Consider the following 22,465-nt stretch of genomic DNA (forward strand, 5'->3'; position numbering starts at 1 on the left):
TCTGTAGGTTCTAAGGGTGGAGTGAATTCACTAGATGGGCGCTTTGAGATCCACGCCCAGTGCCGTTGCGAAGGCTTTGACCAGCGGGCTGCGTGGGGTGTTGTGTTTGAGGATGACGTTGAACGGCGTGCTCAGGTGGATCTGCTCCGGGCATAACACGCGCAGGCGCCCTTCTTTCACCAGCGGCGCGGCGTAGTGTTCCGGGAGGAAGCCCAGGAAGCGGCCGGTGAGGATGAGGATGGCCACGGCTTCAACTTGTGAGGCCGACGCGGACTGGCTGTCGTAGCTGACGAAGTTGGCTTTGTCACTGTGGATCGCGTACCGATGATTGACCACTTCATGCTGGCGCAACACATCTGCGTTGATGTTTCTCGCGTCGAACAGCGGATGCCCGACGGCGCAGTACGCGTGGGACTTTTCTTCGTATAGCGGGAAATAATCGAATTCTTCCCGGCGCTGGTACACCGGCACGATGCCAACGATCAGCCGCCCTTCCACCACGCCCCGTTCAACTTCGTCCAATTGCGAGGCATGTAGGCGCAATCTTATTTTTGGCGATTCTGTATGTAGTTTTCCCAGCGCGTTAATCAGCGGCGAATTAACGTCCGATACGGTGTTATCAATAACGCCCACACTAAGGTCGCCGATCAGTTCATTCTGCGCCGAACTAAGCTTGTCTCTGAAACTGTCCACGGAGGCAAATAATTCAATGGACGCCTGATAGACCAACTTGCCTTCTTCGGTCAGGCCAAACCCTTCCCGCCCCCGTGTGCACAGGCGCATGCCGATGCGAATTTCCAGGTCGGAAATCTGCTTGCTGATCGCCGCCAGGCCCACATTCAGCTCATTCTGCGCCGCGCTGAAGCCGCCCGCTTCGACCACAGCCTTGAACACCCGCAGCAATTTGAAGTCCAGGCCGCTGAGTTGCAGCGGAGGTCTTGTGCCGGGTTTTGGCGGTATGTTTCCAGAATTGGAAAGTGGGGTTTCCATAATACGTGTTGACCTCAAGTGCCATATTCAACAGGCTTTGACCTACTCCATGAACATCGCCGGGCGGCAATAATGAACATACTTAACCGCCCTTGGCAACCTTGAATATAGCGGGTTGAACGGCTTTACCGGCTGATTTAACGCCCATGAAAACCTGACACTTCGATCAGGACTTTTCGTTTTGCTACTGCCCTCCGAATCCATAAGGCCAAGCCTCGTCCATTGGGCTTGTCACTTCTAAAAACAAGCGTGAGGAACACCATGTCTCAGCCCACCGATCGCCTCTGGGGTGCTCGTTTCAAGTCCGGCCCGTCTGCTGCTTTGGCGGCGCTGTCCCGTTGCCCTGAGCGCTATTTTCGCCTGACGCCCTACGACCTGGCCGGCTCCCGGGCCCATGCCCGTGAGTTGCAGCGCGCCGGGTTGCTGGATGAGTCGGAAACCTTGCGCACCCTGGAAGCGCTGGACCGGATCGGTGAGGACTTCGCCGCGGGCCGCCTGCACCCGACGCTGGATGACGAGGATGTGCACACCTTCATCGAGCGGGTGTTGACCGAGCGTTTGGGCGCCCTAGGCGGCAAGCTGCGCGCCGGGCGTTCGCGTAACGACCAGACCGCCAACGATTTGCGCCTATTCCTGCGGGACCACGCGCGCACCATCACCACCGAGGTGTTGGGTTTGCAGCAGGCGCTGGTGGACCAGGCTGAGCAGCATATCGAGAGCATCTGCCCGGGGTTTACCCACTTGCAGCAAGCACAACCGATTGTGTTCGCCCATCACTTGCTGGCTCACGCGCAATCGATGCTGCGGGATGTGCAGCGCCTGGTGGATTGGGATGCGCGCACGGCGTTGTCGCCGTTGGGCGCAGCAGCGATGGCAGGTTCGGCGATTGCTCGCCAGCCGGAGCATTCGGCCAAGGAGATGGGTTACACCGGGCCGTGCGAAAACTCTATCGACGCTGTAGCCAGCCGTGACCACGTGGCGGAGTTTCTGTTTGTGGCGGGCATGCTCGGGGTGAATATTTCGCGGCTGTCGGAGGAGTTTTGCCTGTGGTCGTCGCGGCAGTTTCGCTGGGTGCAGTTGGACGATGCCTACGCCACCGGTAGCTCGATCATGCCGCAGAAGAAGAACCCGGACATTGCCGAACTGGCGCGGGGTAAGGCTGGGCGTTTGATTGGCAACCTGACCGGGTTGATGTCCACGCTCAAGTCCTTGCCGCTGTCGTACAACCGCGATTTGAGTGAAGACAAGCACAGCGTGTTGGACAGTGTGGATACGTTGCTGCTGGTGCTGCCGGCGATGGCCGGGATGGTCGCGACGATGAAGGTGCAGGTGGAAGAGCTGCGGCGCCAGGCGCCGATGGGGTTCACCCTGGCGACTGAGGTGGCGGATTGGTTGGCCACCCGTGGTGTGCCGTTCAAGGAGGCGCATGAGATTACGGGCGCCTTGGTACAAGCCTGTGAGAAGCATGAGATTGAGTTGTGGGAAGCCTCGCCGGCGCTGTTGGCGGAGGTGGATACACGCCTGACACCTGAGGTGCGTGAGTGCCTGACCCTGGAAGCGGCGATTGCGGCGCGCAGTGGTTGGGGTGGGACGGCGCCGGAGCGGGTAAGGGAGCAGATTGGGCGGTTGAAGGTGGCGTTGGCAGCTCAGCAGCAGTGGGCAGAGCGTTACACCGGCTTTCGAATTTAGCGCCCACCTTGTAGGAGCCCGGCTTGCCGGCGATGGCGTTCTTGAAAGCGCAATCGCCGGCAAGCCGGGCTCCTACAGGGATGTTGGTATCCAGTTAGATCGTTGTTTTGGAGAATCACCATGAAACAAACCCCGGCAGAGCGCTTGCAAGCCGAGCGCCAGCAGACCGAGAACCAGTTCGATATCACCCAGTACGAGCACGTGCCCCGTCGCTATTACGGGCGGATGTTTTTTGCCACGTTGATCGTGATCGCCCTGGCCGCCTTGCTGCGTGCATTCGCCAACGGTCAGATCGAATGGTCCTACATCGGTCAGTTCCTCACGTCCGAGGCGATTATCTGGGGCTTGGTGAATACCATCATCATGTCGATCCTGGCCATGGCGCTGGGGGTGGTGATCGGGGTGATCACCGCCATCATGCGCATGTCGGCCAACCCGATCCTGCGTTACGTGGCCATCACCTACACCTGGCTGTTTCGTGGCACGCCGCTGATTCTGCAACTGCTGTTGTGGTTCAACCTGGCGCTGATTTTCCCGGTGATCGCGATTCCCGGGCTGTTCAGCATCGACACCGTGGACCTGATGACGCCGTTCGTGGCCGCCCTCCTCGGCCTGAGTATCAACCAGGGTGCCTACACCGCTGAAGTGGTGCGCGCCGGCCTGTTGTCGGTGGACACCGGCCAGTACGAAGCCGCCAAGTCCATCGGCATGCCGAGCCTTCAGGCGCTGCGTAGGGTGATTCTGCCGCAGGCGATGCGGGTGATCATTCCGCCTGTAGGCAACGAGTTCATCAGCATGGTGAAAATGACCAGCCTGGCGAGTGTGATCCAGTACTCGGAGCTGCTGCACAACGCGCAAAACATCTACTACGCCAACGCCCGGGTCATGGAGCTGCTGATTGTTGCCGGCATCTGGTACCTGGCGGTGGTGACTGTTCTTTCATTCGGTCAGAGCCGCCTTGAGCGTCGTTTTGCCCGCGGCGCCGGCAAGCGTTCGTAAGCGCTGACTGAGGAGATTTGCCCCATGAGAAGCATCGTCAAGGCCGTGAACCTGAACAAGTATTACGACCAGTATCACGCGTTGCAGGACATCAACCTGGAAGTCGAACAAGGCGAAGTGCTGTGCATCATCGGCCCGTCCGGTTCCGGCAAAAGTACCCTGTTGCGCTGCGTCAATCAGTTGGAAAAAATCGACAAGGGCGGCCTGTGGGTCGACGGCGAACTGGTGGGTTACCGGGTCGTCGGCAACAAGCTGCATGAGTTGAATGAATCGCAGATCGCCCGTCAGCGCCTGGCCACCGGCATGGTGTTCCAGCGCTTCAATTTGTTCCCGCACATGACGGTGTTGCAGAACATCATCGAAGGCCCGTGCCAGGTGCTCAAGCGCTTACCCAAGGAAGCCACCGAGGACGCGCTGGAGTTGCTGGCCCGGGTTGGCCTGGCGGACAAGCGCAATGCCTACCCGGTGGAATTGTCCGGCGGCCAGCAACAGCGTGTGGCGATTGCCCGCGCGTTGGCGATGCGCCCCAAGCTGATGCTGTTTGACGAACCTACGTCAGCCCTCGACCCGGAGCTGGTAGGAGAAGTGCTGTCGGTGATGCGCGATTTGGCCACCACCGGCATGACCATGATTGTGGTCACCCATGAATTGGGCTTCGCCCGCGAAGTGTCCAACCGCATGGTGTTTATGGATGCCGGCCAGATTGTGGAAGCCGGCAGCCCTGAAGAAATTCTAATAAGCCCACAAAACCCGCGCACCCAAAGCTTTATTTCTGCCGTTCGCACTTAACTAAAAAACTAACGAGAACGCCCCCATGAAAAATCTGTTTCTTCCAAGTTTGCTCGTAGGCCTGATGGCCTCCACTTCGGTTTTGGCGGCATTGCCGGCAGCGATCAAGGACAAGGGTGAGATCAGCGCGGCCATCGTGCCGAACTACCCGCCGATGGATTTCAAGGACACCGCCACCAACCAACTCACCGGCCTGGACTTTGACTTGGGCAACGCCCTGGCCGAACGTCTGGGGGTGAAGATCAAGTGGCAGGAAACCGGCTTCGAACAGATGCTCAGCGGCCTGACCACCAAGCGCGTGGACATTGTGCTGTCGGGCATGAGCGACACCGCCGAGCGCCAGAAGGCCGTGACCTTTATCGACTACTTCACCAGCGGCCCGCAGCTCTACACCCTGGCCAAGCGTGAAGACCTCAAGGAATTGACCGACCTGTGCGGCAAGAAAGTCGGCACCAGCCGACGTACCACCTGGCCGTCGGAAATTGCCGCGTGGAGCAAGGAAAACTGCGAAAAAGCCGGTAAGCCAGCGATCGTGGTGATTGGCACTGAAGGTTCGGCGGACGCCCGGGCGCAGTTGCAGCAGAACCGTCTGGATGCGGCGATGCAGGGCAGTGAAACCATTCCTTACCTGATGTCGCTGGACAAGGGTAAGTACAAGCCGGTGGGCCTGGCGATTTCCAAGCAGTTCACCGGGTTGGGGATTGAGAAGAGCAATACCGAATTGGTCACGGCCATCAGCGAAGCACTGCAGGGCATGATTGATGACGGAACGTACGGCAAGATCCTGAAGAAGTGGGACCTGGAGCAGGGTGCGGTGGAAAAAATCAGCATCAATGCCGGCCAGTAACACCGCGTAACCCTGTGGGAGCCGGGCTTGCCCGCGATTGCGGTGAGTCAGGCGACGAATATACAAGCTGACCCACCGCCATCGCAGGCAAGCCAGCTCCCACATTTGATCTTCATTGATCTGTAGAACCATGCTCGGCTTGACTACGCATTTATGACAAGGACATCCGCACCACCGTGGCCACCTACTCCCTGGTAATCCGCCGCCTGATGATCTGCTCGGTGACCATCGTCGTCAGCCGAGCCATGACCAGTCCGCTACTCGCGCTGTTGCTCAGCACCCGCCTGGGCCTCAACCAGCAAGACATCGGCTTGCTGATGGGCATCGCCGTGTTCATCGCCACCCTGCTGGGCCTCTACGGCGGCTACATCATCGACCGTCTGGAAAAGCGCAAGCTGCTGATCCTGGCGATGCTCTCCAGCTCCATCGGTTTTTTGTTGCTGACCTTTGCCAGCAACCTGTACCTGACCACCCTGACCCTGGTGATCACCGAAGCCGCGTCGGCGCTGTTCCTGATCGGTTCCAAGGCGATCATCAGCGAGAACCTGCCGGTGGGCCAGCGCGCCAAGGTGTTTTCCCTGCGCTACACCCTGACCAATGTCGGCTACGCCACCGGCCCCATGCTCGGCGTGGTGATTGCCGGCCAGATGCCGCTGGCGCCGTTCCTGATCGCCAGCGCGATTGCCTTTGGCAGCCTGTTCCTGATGATCGGCATCCCGCCGACCCAACGCGACGACAGCAATAAGCCGTTAAGTTTTCTCAGCACCCTGAGGACGTTGCGCAGTGATCGCACCTTGATCCTTTTTACCAGTGGCAGCCTGTTGAGCACCATTGTCCACGGGCGCTACACCCTGTATCTGTCGCAGTTTCTGCTGGTGGCCTACAAGCCGGAGAGCGCGCTGAAAATTCTCTCCGCGGTGCTGGCGTGCAACGCCATCACGGTAATTCTGATGCAGTACCAGATCGGCCGGTTCCTCAAGCGTGAACAGCTGCGCTACTGGATCGTGCTCGGCACCTCGCTGTTCATTGCGGGGCTGATCGGCTTCAGCATGGCGGACGGCCTGGTGTCGTGGTGTGTCGCGATGTTTGTGTTCACCCTGGGGGAGATGATCATCTACCCGTCCGAGTTCCTGTTTATCGACACCATCGCCCCCGACGCCCTGCGCGGCAGCTATTACGGTGCGCAGAACCTGGCGGCCTTTGGTGGCGCATTGAGCCCGGTGATCTGCGGCTATCTGCTGATCAATGCCTCGCCCGCCTCGATGTTCTATGTACTGAGCGGGCTGACGGCGGTGGGCGGCACCTTGTGCTTCTTGAGTGGCCGGCGGGTGACGGTGCGTACGTGATTTCTGCTGATATTTGCGCGATATCCCGCTATTAATAGCGAAATCTCTCACGGACCCGAGCCCCATGAAATTCGACACGGCCTACAGCCTGAGTCTCGACGACAAGCTGTCGATCTATGACGTGCGCGACCTGAATTTCGACGAAACCGCCGCCTACGATTCCGACAAGGACAGCTTCCTGTGCCCCAACGATGAATGCCGGGCGGCGTTTGCGGCGGGCAATGTACTGGGCACCTTCAATGCGAAAAACGTCAATTACCTGCGCACACCGCATTTCAAGAATATCCCCAGCACCCGGCATATCGACGGTTGCCGCTACGCCAGCCGTCAGGCCGGAAAAGGTGAAGCTGAGGATGGTCCGGAGGAGAATTTCCCGTCGGAATTTGTCCTGACGCGACGCCAGTACGAACGCAAGACACCGGTGATCGGTGCCGAGGGTGGCACCCCACAAGAACCACCGAAAACGCCCACAACCCGCAGCGCCGTGTCTTACAGCTCAAGCGACACCACCCCGGACAAAACCAGCGTCTTCGCCCACCCGGTGGAGTGCTACGTGTCCAATATCGGCGACAAGGACAAGCTTAAAAGCATGCCCTTGAAGATCGGCGATCACACCGCGACCTATTGGACGTTTTTCAAGAAGATCGAATACCTGCAAGACAACAAAGGCTTGATCTACTGGGGCAAGATCAAGGCGATCAAGGACTACACCAGCAGCTTTCGCATCGACTTCGAAAAGAAGGCCTGGCTCGACAAGAAGCCCTACTCCATCAACGTTTACCTGAGCAAAAAACTGATCGAGAACTACCGCAAGCGCAAAGCGTTCCTGGAGCAGATCAAGGCGGCGGTGGACAGTGAGCGGGCTTTGTATTGCTTCTTCTACGGGGTAACGCCGGAGCTGAAACAGGTGCCGAGCAAGAAGAACCCCGAGCAAACGTTCGGCGTGTTCAGTGCCAATATCGAGAACCTGGACCACCTGATTATTCGCGAGGCGCCGGGGTTGGAAAGCTAGAGCAGCATGCTCACCATCACCGCGCCCAACAACCCGATATACACCCGCGCATGCAGCGCGTCCGGGATGCGACCGATCCACGGCGTGGCCAGGCGAATGCCCAGCAGCGAGCCCAGGGTGAGGATGGCAAACGCCAGCAAGTCGACATAGCCGACAAACCACGCGCCCAATTCCACCTTGGCGAATCCCGCCATGACCATGTAGGTAAAGGTACCGGCCAGCGCCACCGGCACACTCAACGGGTTGGCCATGGACGTGGCCTGGGACATGCTCAAGCCGCACCGGCGCAACAGCGGCACCGTCATCACGCTGCCGCCCACCCCCAGGAAGGTCGCGATCAACCCAATGGCAATGCCGCCGCCCGTCACTTCCGTGCTGCCCAGGCGCCGTGGTTGGCGCGTGTCGTCCTGGCTGAGAAAGCCCCTGCGCAACAGGCAATCGACGAGGGTGACTGCCAGGTAAGCGATAAAGGCATAGCGGATGAAATCGCCGCTGGCGAATATCGCAGCGCCTGCCCCCAGCACCGCGCCAATCCCGATAAACCCGCCCAACGGCCACAGGTAATGGCGAATCAGATTACCTTTGCGCCGGTGTTTTCCGGTGGCGATCAGCGCGTTGACGATCATCACGCAGGTGGAGGTGGCGACCGCGATATGCATCGCCGATTCACTTACGCCCGCTTTGTGGCTGAGGCTGAGCATGCCGTACAGCAACGGCACCACCACGAACCCGCCGCCGAATCCGAACAGCACGGCGGTCACGCCGGTCATGCAGCCGAACAGCGCCAGTAATAGATAGAGCATCGCGCATCGCCTTCAGTATCGGAGAGAGCTGACGACGATAGAGATTCAAGACTTGGCCCGCTTGCGCAAGTCGGCCAATAATATGTGAGACTTTGCCACTCTCGGAATCAGCTCCATGCGTAACGTTTCCATCGCCCAATTGGACCTGACGCCACGTACCGTCGTGGCGATCGGCACTGACTATCCCGACGGCTATCTGCTCAAGCGCCACAGCCATCGGCGCGGGCAGTTGTTGTATGGCGCCACCGGCGTGATGCAAGTCAGCACCCAGGAAGGCAATTGGGTGGTGCCCCCCCAGCGCGCCGTGTGGATTCCCGCCCAGGTGCCCCATGAGGTGCTGATGCTCGGTGTGTCGACCCGTAGCCTGTATATCGAACCCCAGGCCGTCGCCGAGTTGGGGCCCAACTGCCACGTCATCAGCATTTCGCCTCTGATGCGTCAGTTGCTGATTGATGCGGTGGAGATGCCCCTCGAGTATGAAGAAACCGGGCGCGACGGCACGCTGATCAGCCTGCTGCTGCACGAACTGGCACGCGCCGCGCACTTGCCGCTGCATATCCCGCTGCCGCAAGACCCGCGCCTGCTTGCCTTGTGCCTGGAGTTTCTGCAGCAGCCCGATGTGCATCAGTCGCCGGTTCAATGGGCCGAGCACTCGCACCTGAGCCTGCGCACCTTCAGCCGGCATTTTCGCCAGCAAACCGGCTTGAACTTCTTGCAATGGCGCCAGCGAGCCTGCGTGGTGCAGGCCCTGGCGCGGCTGGCCAGCGGCGAAAGCGTCACCCGGATCGCCCTGGACCTGGGCTATGAAAACCCGGCGGCTTTTTCCAGCATGTTCCGGCGGGTGCTTGGCCACGCACCGAGTACCTACCTTGAAGAGGCCAAATAGAGCGGCGGCCACCCTATCGAAAAAATCCAGTTGATGAGCGGTCAAAACAACTGTACAAAAACACAGTATAGTTTGCCCTCTTCCGTCGAACCTGGAGAAAGCCCATGTCCTCTCTGGCACTGAGCAGCACCGTAGAACAGCAGATCGTCCTTCACCAATTTACCCCGAGGCACAGCGTGCAGGCCCGCCTCATGCTGGGCTGGAGCCGGGAAGACCTGGCCCGGGAAGCGGAAGTGGACGTGGATTCGCTTCAGCGTTTTGAGAGCCATGGCGAGGTGGATGATGCCGTCCGCCTGAGTGTGGCGTTTCGCCTGGAGGCTGAAGGGTTGGTGTTTTTCCCGGGGTTTGCGCCGGGGTGGGGGATGAGTGTGAGGGGCTCTTTGCCCTTGTCGTCAGAGCATTCAGCGGTTGAAACGGCTGATTGAGATTTCTCTTTGCACTGACGTTTATCCCTATTTAGGTATATCCTCTCATGAGTTCATAGAAGCCACTCCTGTGGGTGGGCGGTAGCAAGAAAGATCTGCAGCAAATGCCTGGGGCTGTTCAAGATGTGTTTGGCTTTGCGCTCCACCTTGCTCAGGGAGGAAGCAAGCATTCACAAACCAAGGCACTGAAAGGGTTTGGCGGTAATGCGGTGCTTGAGGTCGTCGAGGATTGCGACGGCAACACTTATCGAGGGGTATATACCGTCCGTTTTGACTCAGCTGTTTACGTCCTCCATTGCTTCCAGAAGAAGTCGACAAAAGGCATCGCTACGGCACAGCACGACATACAACTGATCAAACAGCGACTCAAGGCGGCACAGGATCATGCACAAGCATCACAACGCGATTGAGATCGAAGAAAGCAGCGGCAATGTCTATGAAGACATCGGGCAACCCGACGCCAGTGAAATGCAGGTCAAGGCTCAACTTGCGGCGAAGATCGGGGAGATTCTCAAGACACGAAACCTCACTCAGGCACAAGCGTCCGTCATCCTTGGTTTATCGCAGCCCAAGGTGTCTGAAATGCTGCGTGGCAGGTTCCGGGGTATCAGTGAAGCCAAGATGCTTGAGTGTTTGTCCCGCCTGGGGCGAGATGTGCAAATCGTCATTACGGCTGCGCCCGCTTCGCGTACTCAAGGGCGTATTGAAGTGCTATTCGCCTGAGCTGCCCAAGGTTCTGGCCACCGTAAATTGACGTCTATGCCTGCAACTGCAACGCCCGGCGGATCATTTGTGGTGGCTGGCCAAACGCCCGCAGAAAGGCACGACGCATGCGCTCCGGGTCACCGAAGCCCGTCTCCCGTGCGACGACATCGATGGAATGGCTGCCGGATTCGAGCATCAGCCGCGCCGCTTCAATGCGCAGGTGTTCGACCGCCTTGGCCGGGGACTGGCCGGTTTCGGCGCGGAACAGCCGGCTGAACTGACGCGGGCTGAGGTGCGCCGCTTCGGCCAGTTGCTCTACCGAGAGATCCTCCTGCAGGTGTCCTTTGGCCCACGCCAGGGCGGTTTGTATACGGTCGGATTTGGGGTCCAGTTCCAGCAACGCGGAAAACTGCGACTGGCCACCGGCACGGCGATGGTAGACCACCAGTTTCTTCGCGACGTCGCGGGCCACTTCCACGCCCAGGTCGTGCTCTACCAGGGCCAAGGCCAGGTCGATGCAGGCGGTCATCCCGGCGGACGTCCATAGAGGGCCGTCGACGGTGAAGATCCGGTCTTCCTCCAGCTTCACGTTGGGGTAGCGCTGGCGAAACGTCATGGCGTGGTACCAGTGGGTGGTTGCCTTGCGCCCCTCCAGCAGCCCGGCCGCGGCCAGGTGGAACGAACCGGTACAGGCCGACGTGACCCGGCGCGACGCCGTCAATGACGCCTGCAAATAGCCCACCATGCCAGGCGTGGGCTCCAGTAATTCGTTGTCCCCCAGCACCACGATCGTGTCGTAGTCCTGCTGCCCAAAGGCGAGGCTATCGATGGCAAAGCCCATGGAGCTTTTGATCGGCCCACCGTGCTCCGACAGCAAATCCACCCGATAGAACGGTCGCCCCACCACGAAGTTGGCAAATTCGAACACGCTGCTGGTGGACAGGCTGAGCACCTGAAAACCGGGAAACAGCACGATACCGACGGACACCATGGCCAAACCCTCATGTCTCTAAAGGTGGGATATATGACATTGCAGCCACCACATTACACCCATAATCTTGGTTCCAACAAGGCCGATCCTCTCCCCGGCCATTTGGAGCAACTGCCATGTCACAACACAAAGGTTATGCCCTGATCACCGGTGCTTCGTCTGGAATAGGCGCGGTGTATGCCGACCGCCTGGCTCGTGCCGGCTACGACCTGATTCTGGTGGCCCGCAATCAGCAACGCCTGGAGCAACTGGCAACCCGCTTGAAGGCCAGCACTCAACGTAACGTCGAGGTGATAGCCGCCGACCTCAATCTGCCGGCCGACCTGGCGCGGATCGCCCAGGTTGCCCACGACGACCGCCGTATCAGCCTGCTGGTGAATAACGCCGGCGTAGGAGCCACCGCTTCGCTGCTGGAGTCGGACGCCGACAAAATGGACGCAATGATCCTGCTGAACGTACTGGCGCTGACCCGCCTGGCCAAGGCTGCAGCGACCAATTTTGTCGCCCAGGGTCGCGGCACGATTATCAACATTGGCTCAATTGTCGCCCTCGCCCCCAAGCTGCTGAACGGCGTCTATGGCGGTACCAAGGCCTTCGTGCAGGCCTTCAGCGAATCGTTGCAGCATGAACTTGCCGACAAGGGCGTGGTGGTTCAGGTCGTGCTGCCGGGCGCCACCGCCACGGAGTTCTGGGACATTGCAGGGCTGCCGGTGAACAACCTGCCGGAAACCATGGTGATGACCACCGAAAATCTGGTGGACGCTGCCCTCGCCGGCCTTGCCCAAGGTGAACGCGTGACGATCCCTTCGCTGTCGGACAGTGCGGATTGGGAGGCGTACGAAAGCGCGCGGCTGGCACTGGGCCCGAACCTGTCGCACCGTAATCCTGCCGCACGCTACGGGTTGAACTGAACCGGATTAACCCGGCCCGGGAATGAATGCAGGCTCCCTGATTGCCAGGGAGGCCTGCTCATACCCGTAGGCAACCGAGAGCAACGTGGGTTCGTTCAAACTCGCACCGTAGAAATGAAGCGCCGTCGGCATACCGTCATCGTCCATGCCCGACGGCACGGAGATTCCCGGGTAACCGGCCGCCGCTGCGAAGTAGTAGCTGTCTGAAAGGAAGTTCGACACGATTGCATCCAGCTTGTGCTCGGTCAGTGGTTTGTTGACGGTGCCCTTGAAAATCGGGCTGATAGCGGCCCACAGCCCTTCCCGCACGTCATCGCTCACGTCCAGGTCCTTGATCATGGTGAGCAGCCCTTGGTCGGGAACGCCCGGCCCGGTGTTGCGCTCGTTGAACTCAACCAGCTCTGACAACGATTTCACCGGCAACCCTTCCCGCCCGGCCAGGTACGCCTCAAGCTTTTGCTTAACGTCGGCGTACAGGGCGAGGCTATAACTGTCGTAGGTATCGTCCGACACACCTTCGGCCAGCTTTCCCACCGGTACCAGTGTCGCGCCCTTGGCCTGCAGCAAGGTGAGAGCGTCTGCAAAATGCTGCCTGTCGGCTCTGATGTCAGGGTCTTCGGCGTCATCCGCCGATAACTCAGGCAAGGGCGTGTAGCCTATGCGTTTGCCCACCAGCGAGTCAGGCGTGAGCCCGCTGGTGTGATGGTTTGTTTCGGTCATCGCATCCAGTGCTTGCGCAGCATCTCGCACGGTGCGGGTGAAGGTACCCACCGTGTCCAGGCGCGAGCTGGTCATCACCCCTTCGGTACTCACCAGGCCCACGGTGGGTTTGAAGCCAATCACACCGTTATAGGCCGCCGGCGCAATGATCGATCCATTGGTTTCGACCCCCAGTGCCAACGGCACCAACCCTTGGGCCACCGCTACGGCCGAGCCTGTACTCGAACCCGCCGGCTGGCCATTTAATCGGTGAGGGTTGAGGGTTTGACCGCCCCGGGAACTCCAGCCGTTGACCGGCGTGTCAGAGCGAAAATTGGACAACTCGCTCATGTTGGTTTTTCCGACGATGACCACGCCCGCCTTCAACAGGTTATCCACCACCCGGGCATTTTTTGCGGCAGGTGTACCCACCAGCGCCGATGACCCCGCGCTGGTCTGCATCTTGTCGCTGGTGTCGAAGACGTCTTTGAGAGCAATCGGCACACCATGCAAAGGGCCACGCACCTTGCCGCCGGCGCGCTCCCTGTCCAGTGCGCGGGCGTTCTCACGGGCATCCGGATTGATTTCAATAAACGCGTTGCCGCCCTGCAGGCCCTTGTCCAGGTTGGCTATTTGTCTGAGCGAATCCCTCACCACCGCCTCCGAACTGACTCCGTTGGGGCTGGCCATGTCGGCCGCCAACGCCTGCGCACTCCGGAAGCCCTGCGGCGCATTCGTTATCGCGTCGAAAACACCTGTACTCCATCCCGCGCCCAAGTTTGGCCCAATCATTGATGACTCCCCGGCTGTCTGAAGGTGAGGGGTATCACTTGATAACCCTGGCTCAGTCTAAGAAGAGAATCACTCAATGGCGTTGGGGCAAATCTCCCAAATTTGTGCGATCACTCGCTCCGCGAAGTAGGCCCGTCAGGACTGCTCTTGTCCGCCAACAGCACCTGCCGGAAACCGTGCACCAGCGTCGCCAGGCGATCTCCGGCCCACCGCGCCCCATAGAACCAGACACCGGCCGATACACCCTCGACGTCAGCGCCGACCGGTAGGCAGAAACGCGGATGAACAGTGGTGGAAGCACGATGGAAAGCGGGGGTTTGTGCGTCGGATATCAGCGCGTCCAACTGATACTCAGTGACCCGCTCGTCGATCTCATTACTGTGGGCAAGGCTGAAATACCGCGTGTCATCCGCGATCAGGGCCGGCACGGGCACCAACTGGGCACCGGCAGTGCGCAGCAGGCTCAATACCCGGGAAAAATACTTGCTGTGGGAGACGGCTTCCCGACGCTCACCGCACCTGTATTCACCGGCAAAACCGATACGGCTGCCGGCGAGCGACGGAGTATTCCTCAAATGCCCGGCATCGGCGACCGGGGGAATCTCCACCATCACCTTCCCTTCGGGTTCGACGCCGCTCAAGGCGACCAGTGACAGCGCGGGGTCGCGCACGGTGCGCATCATGGGGCCCGGGATATCGAACCTCGGGCCTGGATCAACGCCCAGAGGACTCCCGGCGTGAAGACTGGCGCCAAACTCGAGCCCGCCCTGGTGCGTACTTTTATCGACAATCGCACCACCGCCGTGGCTGCCGAACACCAGTGGCGTCGAGCCAGGCTCGTGGCCCTTTTCTGCCGCAGCAATACCGGGCCCGACAACGGCAGTTTCTCCAAGCACGGGGGGCCTGATGTTGCGATGCTTCGACGGCACTCCCTCAACCTTGTCCGTCACCGGAACGTCAGGTGCGGGGCCGGATCCTTTCCCGGGCAACAACGGCCGGATCGTCAGTGACACGCCCGGCCCTATCCCTTTCCCGCTGTTATCGTCCATATATCCCACTCCTCGAAGGTTCTCACGAGGAGCAATTGCACCTTTTTGTCGGGAGGGGCGTATGTCGGAAATGGCTTGCAGCGCCCGCTGCCAAGCCCTTACCCGATGACGTGCTCTTCGCTGCCTTGATGCTCAACCTCCAGCCACCAGGCCTGCCCGCGCTCCGGCTGATTGAGCATGAACGCCTGCCCCATCGGCGGCGTGGTGATGGACACATTACGCTCCCACGCCAGCGCCATGATGCGGTCGAAGGGTTCGTGCCACGCGTGAAATGCCAGGTCGAACGTGCCGTTGTGGATCGGCAGCAGCCAGCGGCCCTTCAAGTCGATGTGCGCCTGCAGGGTTTCTTCCGGCTGCATGTGAACGTGTGGCCAGTCGACGTTGTAGGCGCCGGTTTCCATCAGGGTCAGATCGAACGGACCGTACTGCTCGCCGATGCGCTTGAAGCCGTCGAAATAGCCGGTATCACCGCTGAAGAAAATCCGTCGTGGACCGTCGATCATCACCCACGAGCACCACAGCGTCTGGTTTCCATCGAACAGGCCACGACCGGAAAAATGCTGGGCCGGGGTCGAAACAAAACGGATCCCGTCGACTTCGGTGCCCTGCCACCAGTCCAGTTGCCGCACCTTGCTGGCGTCCACGCCCCACTTGACCAGCGTATCGCCCACACCCAGCGGCGCGAGGAAGTAGCGGGTCTTGTCCGCCAGTTGCACCACTGCCTTGTGGTCCAGGTGGTCGTAGTGATTGTGGGAAAGAATCACCGCCTCGATCGGCGGCAGGTCCTCAAGGCTGATCGGCGGCTGGTGGAAGCGCTTGGGGCCGGCCCAACTGAAGGGCGACGCACGCTCGGCGAACACTGGGTCGGTCAGCCAGAACTTGCCGCGCATTTTCAGCAGCACAGTGGAGTGCCCGAGGCGGAAAACGCTGTGGTCGGGGGCGGCAAACAGTTGCTCGCGGGTCAGCGGCTGCACCGGGATCTCACCCACCGGCCGTGTACTGCGAGGCTTCTGGAAGAGCATCTTCCACATGATGCCCAGGGTTTTGCCCAAGCCGCCATGCTGGATGGGCTTTTGATTGGTGAAGTGACCTTGATGCTGTTCGGAAGACTTGGGCGCTGAAGAAGAACTGTCGAGACGGGTTGAGATCGTGGCCATTACCGAGGAACTCCTGCAGACTGCTCAAAAAATTACACTGCACAGTGTAGTTTCTAGATTGCAACAAAACCGGGAGCAAGTAAACTACCGAGTGTAAGTTTCCCTTCAGAGCCGAAATCCCCCCATGACTGCACCCCAGCGCCTCACCGACCGTAAACGCGAAGCCATCGTGGCAGCCGCCATCGCCGAGTTTCGCGACAACGGGTTCGAGGTCACCAGCATGGACAAGATTGCTGCCACCGCGGGGGTTTCCAAGCGCACGGTGTACAACCACTTCCCGAGCAAGGAGGAGCTGTTCGCCGAAATCCTGCACCAGCTGTGGGCCAGCAGCGTTGCCCAACTGGACGTCAGCTACGCCAGTGACCGGCCGCTGCGCGAGCAACTGCGCGGGCTGCTGCAAGCCAAGATGACGATGATGTCGGACGCCAACTTCCTCGACCTGGCTCGCGTGGCGATTGCCGCCACCATCCATTCGCCGGAACGCGCCCAGGACATGGTCAACCGCCTGAGCAAACGCGAAGAAGGGTTCACCCAATGGGTGCGCGCCGCCCAGGAAGATGGCCGGTTGAGCTGCACCGACCCGTGCTTCGCGGCCCACCAGGTACAAAGCCTGCTCAAGGCTTTCGCCTTCTGGCCGCAGATCACCCTGGGCCAGCCCACGCTGGATGCCGATGCCCAGGCAAGCGTCATTGAGTCCGCCATCGACCTGTTCCTGGCCGGCTATGAGGTCGTGCCACGGCACTGACCTGTTGCAGGAACGACACCCAAGGTCGTTTTTTGACTTATTCGTCTCATGTCCTTTGCAAATGGCCCCGAAGGACACTGATTATTCCCACGCGAATAACTGACAATATTCATACGTATTATCCGACCAGTGGTTTTCCCGATCACGTGTGCCGTCGTACCTGCAAAAAAAAGAATCGACCCAGGAATCTATGGAAAACCAACGAGGCAAAGGGCTGTCATTTGCCAGACGTATCTACAGGCCAAGGATCATCGGCCTGGGCATCGGCTGCATCAGCGTCATCGCTGCGCTTTACCCACTGCACATGCCAGGCTGGGTCTGGGCGTTGCTGCTGTTCAATGGTTTTGGCTGGGCGCACCTGGCGTATCAGCTTTCCTCTCGCTCCGACTTCCCCTACAAGGCTGAACGACGAAACCTGCTGTACGACTCGCTGCTCGGCGGGTTCTGGGCGGCCACCACCCAGTTCACGCCCCTGACGGCGGTGACCATCCTGTCGATGATTACCATGAACAACGTCGCCGCCGGCGGCAAACGCCTGTTCTTTCACGGCATCGTGGCGCAATTGGCGGGCATCGGCGTGTCATGGCTGCTGTTCGGGATGACCTTCAATCCCGACGTCAGCCTGATCCAGGTCTACGCCTGCCTGCCGATGCTGACGCTGTATCCCATGGCCCTGGGCATGGTCTGCTACCGCCTGGCGATCAAATTGTCGGAACACAAACGCGCCCTGAGTGCCCTGAGCCGCACTGACAGCCTCACCGGCCTGCTCAACCACGGTTCGTGGAAAGACCTGCTGCACCTGAAGTTTCACAAGTGCCAGCAACAACACGTGCACGCCACCATCGCGCTGATCGACATCGACCACTTCAAGCAGATCAACGACAGCTATGGGCACATCATCGGTGACCAGGTACTGCGCCAACTGAGCCTGGAACTGCGGCGCAACCTGCGGGAAAACGACCTGGCAGGGCGTTACGGCGGCGACGAATTCTGTGTGATTCTTCCGGACATGCCCCTGGAACAGGCCGCGCAGGTGATGGAGCGCATGCGCGAAGTGTTCAGTAATTATCGCAACCCGGAAATTCCCGAGCTAAGGGTCAGCCTGAGCATTGGCCTGGCCTCGTTCCAACCCGCCTTCACCGACGCGGCCATGTGGCTCAACGCAGCGGACCGAGCGCTGTATGCCGCCAAGGACACCGGCCGTAACCGGGTCAATATCAGCGACTACGCGGTCGCCCATACCGCCTGAAACCCGCGCACTGCACCTCGTCTGAATTAAACGCAGCCGTCACCGACCGATAGCATAATGCCGCCATTGGTCGGCAGCCGTAGAACTTCTTGCTGGCAGTACCACTCAGAACCCGCTGTTCCACCCCGCTGTCAGCACAAGGAAGCTGGCAATGAGCACGCTCGCCGTAAGCTGAAGCCTTACGGTGGCAGGCGCCCCCATGGATACCCCTGACGCTTGCTTCCCCCGAGCACACGACCATGCTATTCAACGCCCACAAAAAAACCATCAGCGCCCTGCAAGCCACAATCGCCCAGCAGGCCAGCCTTCTCGACGCCATCGACCGCTCCATGGCGGTGATCGAATTCGACCTGCAAGGCACCGTCCTGCGGGCCAACGAGAATTTCCTCAAGGCCATGGACTACACCGCCGACCAAGTCCTGGGCCAATCCCATCGCCTGTTCTGCACCCCGGCCTTTGCCCGCAGCGCCGAGTACGGCCAGTTGTGGACGCAACTGCGCAACGGCCAATTCCAGTCGGGCACCTTCGAACGGGTGACCCGCAGCGGCCAGCCGATCTGGCTGGAGGCCAGCTACAACCCAGTGCGCGATGAGTCCGGCAGCGTGGTGAAGGTGGTGAAATACGCCATGGACGTCACCCCGAAAATGCAGGCCGAGAGCGAAGCCAACGCCAAGCTGCAGGCCATCGACCGCGCCATGGCGGTGATCGAGTTCAACCTCGACGGCACCATCATCAGCGCCAACCAGAATTTCCTGCACCGCATGGGTTACAGCCTGGCGCAGGTGCAGGGCAAACATCACCGCATCTTCTGCACACCGGAGCTGGCCAACAGCAGCGCCTACAGCGATTTCTGGCGTCGGCTGAACCAGGGCGAACTGTTCAACGGCCAGTTCGAGCGCATCGACAAAAACGGCCAGATTGTGTGGCTGGAAGCCAATTACAACCCGGTGTACGACGCCAGCGGGCGCCTGTGCAAGGTGGTGAAGTACGCCTCCGACGTCACGGCCATGGTGGAGAAACACGCCGCCGACGCGCAAAGCGCGACCCAGGCCTATCACATCTCGCTGCAAACCCGGGACATCGCCGAAAAAGGCGCCGAGGTGATCCAGCAGACCGCCACGGGCATGCGCGAGATTGCCGCCAACATCGACGGCTCTTCCGCGCTGATCGCCAAGCTCGGCGAGCGTTCTCAGCAGATCACCGCCATCGTCAACACCATTCGCGGGATTGCCGACCAGACCAACCTGCTGGCCTTGAACGCCGCCATCGAAGCGGCACGGGCCGGTGAGCAAGGCCGTGGTTTCGCAGTGGTGGCCGATGAAGTAAGGCAATTGGCGGCGCGCACCAGCGGTTCAACGGCAGAGATTTCCTCGATGATCGAGATGATCCAGAACGAAACCCGCCAGGCCATCGACAGCATGGACGGCACCCGAGACCGCGCGGCCCAGGGCGTGGACCTGGCCAACCAGGCCGGTACGGTGATCCTGCAGATTCGCGAAGGCGCCAGCGAGGCGGTGCAAGCCGTCAGTGCGTTTGCCAATGAGCAGGGCAACCGGTAAACGACAGGCTTCTTCATGTGCCCGGTCAAGGGCTCGGTCTATAGTGGTGCCTGTCTTACGCCACGGATTCGAGCCCGCCATGACCCCGGATAAACCTGAAGCCAACGTTGATCATCTGCGTTTTCACCGTAAACACGCCCATCTCGCGCCGACTTTTGGCAACGACACGTTTGCGCTGAAAGCCGAAGCCTTTGCGCGGTTCTTCGGCACGCCGACTTTCCTTGGGGCGCAAACCGCGATTGTGGTGCTCTGGGTCGTGCTCAACATGACCGGCGTCACGCACTTTGACGTGTACCCATTCATCCTCTTGAACCTGGCGTTCAGCCTGCAATCGGCCTATGCCGCGCCGTTGATCTTGCTGGCCCAAACCCGCCAGGCCGCGCGGGACAAGGCCCAGTCCGACGCCGACGCCCAGCACCGCGAAGCCCTGGCCGTGGCCAACACCGAACGCCAGGCCCAGGCGGCGCACACCACCAAGCAGTTGCTGGAACTGCTGGAACAGAACACCAAGCTCACCGAGATGACCAAACAACTGACCGAACGCATCGAAGGGCTGACCAGCGAAATGCATGACCACTTCGTCCGCAAGACCTGACCCTGCCACACCTCCAATGTGGGAGCTGGCTTGCCTGCGATTGCATCACTGCGGTATGCCTGATGCACCGCAGCGCCTGTATCGCAGGCAAGCCAGCTCCCACAGTCAGTTCACCGGCAAGCGCACATGCTGGCCCAACTGATCAAATAACGTCACCACCGAGCGCAAGGCCCGGCAATCGGGGCGTGTCAGCAGCCACAGGGCGGTGTCGTGCCCTACCAGCGGCGGGCTCAGCGGGTGCAAGTCCGCGCCCAGCAGGTAATCCGGCAACGCCGCCACGCCAAGCCCCGCGCGCACCAGTTCGGTCACCGAGACCATGCTGTTGCAGCGATAGGCCGGCATTACCCCCGGCAAGTGCTGGCGCCGCCAGGTGACGGTGGGGTGGTCCGGCAGGAAGTCATCCGGCGCGATCCAGTTCAGGGCAGCCAGCTCCGCGCCCGCGTGCTGGCGGGCATAGTCGGCACTGGCACATACCCGATACGACACCGTGCCCAGGCAACGTCCTACCAGATGCTCGGGCGGTGCCTTGGTCAGGCGCAGGGCGATATCCGCGTCGCGGCGGCTGAGGTTGGCAAAGTCATTGGACGTGCTCAGTTCCAGGGTCAGCGCCGGGTAGCCGGGCATGAACTGCGCCAGGGCCGGCAATAACAGCGCTTGCAGCACCGAATCGGTACAGGTCAGGCGTACCGTGCCGCTGATCACTTCACCGCCCTGCTCCACCCCCACGCGCGCCGCCTCCAGTGCCTGTTCGGCACGTTCGGCCTGCTCGGCGAGGGTGGTGGCCAAGGTGGTGGGCAGGTAGCCAGCGCGGCTCTTTTCGAACAGCGTCTGGCCCAGCGCCGTCTCCAGCCGCCGCACGGCGCGAAACACCGTAGACACATCCACCCGCAGCAACGCCGCCGCCCGTGCAAGCGTGCCGCCGCGCACCAGTGCGAGGATCAGGGACAGGTCGGGATAGTCGATTTGATAGTGCGCCGCTGCATTGAACATATGTGCTAACGCCAATATTGATTGCGTGGACGCCAATCTATAGTGAGCGCCAGGACTCAACAAGCCACGGATACCCTCGATGAATAAAACCACCCTGCACCTGGCCCTGATCGGCGACTACGATGCGCAAGTCACCGCACACCAGGCCATTCCCTTGGCGTTGCAACAGGCCGGCGAGGCGTTGGGCCTGACGGTGCGGTTCGACTGGCTGGCCACCGACACGATCAAATCCACCGAACAATTGCAGCACTACGATGGCTTCTGGTGCGTCCCCGCCAGCCCCTACCGCGACCTCGACGGTGCCTTGCTGGCCATCCGTTATGCCCGTGAGCAGCGGCGTCCTTTCCTCGGCACCTGCGGCGGTTTTCAACACGCGGTGCTGGAATACGCCCGCAACGTGCTGGGCTGGGCCGACGCCGAGCATGGTGAACTGGCCCCCGACTCGCCGCGCGCGGTACTGACACCCCTGACCTGCGCCCTGGTGGAGGCGACAGACAGCATCCGCCTGATGGCTTTTACCCGCATCGCCGAGGCCTACGGCACCCTCGATCTCCACGAAGGCTACCGCTGCCGCTATGGCATCAACCCAGACTTCGAAAGCGCACTGCTGGAGGCCGACCTGATCGCCAGCGGCCACGACTCGGCGGGCGACCTGCGGGCGGTGGAGTTGCTGGACCATCCGTTTTTTGTCGCCACCCTGTTCCAGCCGGAACGTGCGGCGCTTAAAGGCATCACCCCGCCGCTGGCCATTGCGCTGCTGAAGGCCTGCGCATGATCGCCAAGACGCCTGCCCCGCCGTACTACGCGGTGATTTTCAGCTCGCTGCGCACCGAAGGCGACCAAGGCTACGGACAAGCCGCCGAGCGCATGCTGGAGCTGGCCCGGCAACAACCCGGCTTTCTCGGCGTGGAATCGGCGCGTGGGGACGACGGGCTGGGCATCACCGTGTCCTACTGGAACAGCGAAGCCGCGATCCTGGCCTGGAAGCAGCACGCCGAACACACTGAGGTGCGCGAGCAAGGGCGCGCCGCCTGGTACTCGGCGTGCCATACACGGGTGTGCAAGGTGGAGCGGTCTTACGCGTTCGAACGCTGAAACATCAACCTGTGCAAAACACTCAATGTGGGCAAGGGGCTTCTGTGGCGAGGGAGCTTGCTCCCGCTGGAGTGCGCAGCGCTCCCAAGCTTTTGGGTCTGCTGCGCAGCCCAGCGGGAGCAAGCTCCCTCGCCACAAAAAG

General features: G+C 60.6%; 24 protein-coding genes. 17 read left to right on the forward strand and 7 right to left on the reverse strand.

Annotated features, from left to right (window positions below; genetic code table 11):
- Positions 1-30: 30 nt before the first annotated feature.
- On the reverse strand, positions 31-990 hold the full coding sequence (locus tag P3C29_RS14120; protein WP_275964746.1) for a LysR family transcriptional regulator: 960 nt from the start codon (positions 988-990) through the stop codon (positions 31-33).
- A 261-nt stretch (positions 991-1,251) separates the two neighbouring features.
- Between P3C29_RS14120 and argH the strand changes: the two genes are divergently transcribed.
- From argH to P3C29_RS14150, 6 genes are all read left to right on the forward strand, one after another.
- Positions 1,252-2,679, forward strand: a complete 1,428-nt coding sequence (gene argH, locus P3C29_RS14125; RefSeq protein WP_010169780.1) for an argininosuccinate lyase — start codon at positions 1,252-1,254, stop codon at positions 2,677-2,679.
- A gap of 120 nt (positions 2,680-2,799) precedes the next feature.
- Entirely contained in the window at positions 2,800-3,678 is an 879-nt protein-coding gene (locus P3C29_RS14130; RefSeq protein WP_003211504.1) for an amino acid ABC transporter permease, read from the forward strand.
- 24 nt (positions 3,679-3,702) lie between these two features.
- Positions 3,703-4,467 carry an amino acid ABC transporter ATP-binding protein gene (locus P3C29_RS14135; RefSeq protein ID WP_275964747.1) on the forward strand — a complete coding sequence of 255 codons (765 nt, stop codon included), beginning with the start codon at positions 3,703-3,705 and terminating at the stop codon, positions 4,465-4,467.
- Between the two features lie 25 nt (positions 4,468-4,492).
- Positions 4,493-5,314 (forward strand): ABC transporter substrate-binding protein, encoded by an 822-nt coding sequence (locus P3C29_RS14140; protein WP_275964748.1) that lies wholly within the window; start codon positions 4,493-4,495, stop codon positions 5,312-5,314.
- Positions 5,315-5,490: 176 nt separating this feature from the next.
- Positions 5,491-6,660: an MFS transporter gene (locus tag P3C29_RS14145; protein WP_169386048.1), complete on the forward strand. Its 1,170-nt coding sequence runs from the start codon at positions 5,491-5,493 to the stop codon at positions 6,658-6,660.
- A 64-nt stretch (positions 6,661-6,724) separates the two neighbouring features.
- Positions 6,725-7,672 carry a hypothetical protein gene (locus P3C29_RS14150; RefSeq protein WP_275964749.1) on the forward strand — a complete coding sequence of 316 codons (948 nt, stop codon included), beginning with the start codon at positions 6,725-6,727 and terminating at the stop codon, positions 7,670-7,672.
- On the opposite strand, the gene P3C29_RS14155 is transcribed toward P3C29_RS14150, so the two are convergent.
- The gene (locus P3C29_RS14155; RefSeq protein WP_275964750.1) at positions 7,669-8,475 is read right to left on the reverse strand and encodes a sulfite exporter TauE/SafE family protein; all 807 of its coding nucleotides are present in this window, start codon (positions 8,473-8,475) and stop codon (positions 7,669-7,671) included. The genes P3C29_RS14150 and P3C29_RS14155 overlap by 4 nt on opposite strands.
- A 115-nt stretch (positions 8,476-8,590) precedes the next feature.
- Here P3C29_RS14155 and P3C29_RS14160 point away from each other — a divergent pair, with 115 nt between their 5' ends.
- From P3C29_RS14160 to P3C29_RS14175, 4 genes are all read left to right on the forward strand, one after another.
- The gene (locus P3C29_RS14160; RefSeq protein ID WP_275964751.1) at positions 8,591-9,361 is read left to right on the forward strand and encodes a helix-turn-helix transcriptional regulator; all 771 of its coding nucleotides are present in this window, start codon (positions 8,591-8,593) and stop codon (positions 9,359-9,361) included.
- Positions 9,362-9,465: 104 nt separating this feature from the next.
- Positions 9,466-9,786, forward strand: coding sequence for a helix-turn-helix transcriptional regulator (locus P3C29_RS14165; RefSeq protein WP_201125116.1), 321 nt, complete (start codon positions 9,466-9,468; stop codon positions 9,784-9,786).
- Positions 9,787-9,860: 74 nt separating this feature from the next.
- Positions 9,861-10,196 (forward strand): type II toxin-antitoxin system RelE/ParE family toxin, encoded by a 336-nt coding sequence (locus P3C29_RS14170; RefSeq protein ID WP_275964752.1) that lies wholly within the window; start codon positions 9,861-9,863, stop codon positions 10,194-10,196.
- Positions 10,171-10,509: a helix-turn-helix transcriptional regulator gene (locus P3C29_RS14175; RefSeq protein WP_169386056.1), complete on the forward strand. Its 339-nt coding sequence runs from the start codon at positions 10,171-10,173 to the stop codon at positions 10,507-10,509. The genes P3C29_RS14170 and P3C29_RS14175 overlap by 26 nt, the downstream gene beginning before the upstream one ends.
- A gap of 34 nt (positions 10,510-10,543) precedes the next feature.
- On the opposite strand, the gene P3C29_RS14180 is transcribed toward P3C29_RS14175, so the two are convergent.
- A complete protein-coding gene (locus tag P3C29_RS14180) occupies positions 10,544-11,482 on the reverse strand; it encodes a GlxA family transcriptional regulator (protein WP_275964753.1) in 939 nt (312 codons plus the stop codon).
- Between the two features lie 116 nt (positions 11,483-11,598).
- On the opposite strand from P3C29_RS14180, the gene P3C29_RS14185 reads away from it, so the two are divergent.
- On the forward strand, positions 11,599-12,393 hold the full coding sequence (locus tag P3C29_RS14185; protein WP_275964754.1) for an SDR family oxidoreductase: 795 nt from the start codon (positions 11,599-11,601) through the stop codon (positions 12,391-12,393).
- A gap of 6 nt (positions 12,394-12,399) precedes the next feature.
- On the opposite strand, the gene P3C29_RS14190 is transcribed toward P3C29_RS14185, so the two are convergent.
- From P3C29_RS14190 to P3C29_RS14200, 3 genes are all read right to left on the reverse strand, one after another.
- Positions 12,400-13,794 (reverse strand): amidase family protein, encoded by a 1,395-nt coding sequence (locus P3C29_RS14190; protein ID WP_201126228.1) that lies wholly within the window; start codon positions 13,792-13,794, stop codon positions 12,400-12,402.
- Between the two features lie 200 nt (positions 13,795-13,994).
- Positions 13,995-14,780 (reverse strand): hypothetical protein, encoded by a 786-nt coding sequence (locus P3C29_RS14195; RefSeq protein ID WP_275964755.1) that lies wholly within the window; start codon positions 14,778-14,780, stop codon positions 13,995-13,997.
- Positions 14,781-15,031: 251 nt separating this feature from the next.
- Positions 15,032-16,090: an MBL fold metallo-hydrolase gene (locus P3C29_RS14200; protein WP_169386060.1), complete on the reverse strand. Its 1,059-nt coding sequence runs from the start codon at positions 16,088-16,090 to the stop codon at positions 15,032-15,034.
- 124 nt (positions 16,091-16,214) lie between these two features.
- On the opposite strand from P3C29_RS14200, the gene P3C29_RS14205 reads away from it, so the two are divergent.
- The 4 genes from P3C29_RS14205 to P3C29_RS14220 all read left to right on the forward strand — a co-directional run bounded on the left by P3C29_RS14205 (position 16,215) and on the right by P3C29_RS14220 (position 20,238).
- Positions 16,215-16,835, forward strand: a complete 621-nt coding sequence (locus P3C29_RS14205) for a TetR/AcrR family transcriptional regulator (RefSeq protein ID WP_010169794.1) — start codon at positions 16,215-16,217, stop codon at positions 16,833-16,835.
- A 190-nt stretch (positions 16,836-17,025) separates the two neighbouring features.
- Complete coding sequence (locus P3C29_RS14210; protein ID WP_275964756.1) at positions 17,026-18,084, forward strand: diguanylate cyclase; 1,059 nt, start codon at positions 17,026-17,028, stop codon at positions 18,082-18,084.
- A 239-nt stretch (positions 18,085-18,323) separates the two neighbouring features.
- Entirely contained in the window at positions 18,324-19,643 is a 1,320-nt protein-coding gene (locus P3C29_RS14215) for a PAS domain-containing methyl-accepting chemotaxis protein (RefSeq protein WP_275964757.1), read from the forward strand.
- Between the two features lie 79 nt (positions 19,644-19,722).
- A complete protein-coding gene (locus tag P3C29_RS14220) occupies positions 19,723-20,238 on the forward strand; it encodes a DUF1003 domain-containing protein (RefSeq protein ID WP_169386064.1) in 516 nt (171 codons plus the stop codon).
- Positions 20,239-20,343: 105 nt separating this feature from the next.
- Here the strand turns inward: P3C29_RS14220 and P3C29_RS14225 are convergent, their stop codons facing one another.
- The gene (locus P3C29_RS14225; protein ID WP_201125122.1) at positions 20,344-21,228 is read right to left on the reverse strand and encodes a LysR family transcriptional regulator; all 885 of its coding nucleotides are present in this window, start codon (positions 21,226-21,228) and stop codon (positions 20,344-20,346) included.
- A 79-nt stretch (positions 21,229-21,307) separates the two neighbouring features.
- On the opposite strand from P3C29_RS14225, the gene P3C29_RS14230 reads away from it, so the two are divergent.
- Together P3C29_RS14230 and P3C29_RS14235 are read left to right on the forward strand one after the other, a co-directional pair.
- Positions 21,308-22,003, forward strand: coding sequence for a CTP synthase (locus P3C29_RS14230; protein WP_010169799.1), 696 nt, complete (start codon positions 21,308-21,310; stop codon positions 22,001-22,003).
- The gene (locus P3C29_RS14235; RefSeq protein ID WP_201125124.1) at positions 22,000-22,323 is read left to right on the forward strand and encodes an antibiotic biosynthesis monooxygenase; all 324 of its coding nucleotides are present in this window, start codon (positions 22,000-22,002) and stop codon (positions 22,321-22,323) included. The genes P3C29_RS14230 and P3C29_RS14235 overlap by 4 nt, the downstream gene beginning before the upstream one ends.
- Positions 22,324-22,465: the final 142 nt, after the last annotated feature.

It is taken from the genome of Pseudomonas sp. 1912-s (assembly GCF_029269205.1).
Classification (GTDB): Bacteria; Pseudomonadota; Gammaproteobacteria; order Pseudomonadales; family Pseudomonadaceae; genus Aquipseudomonas.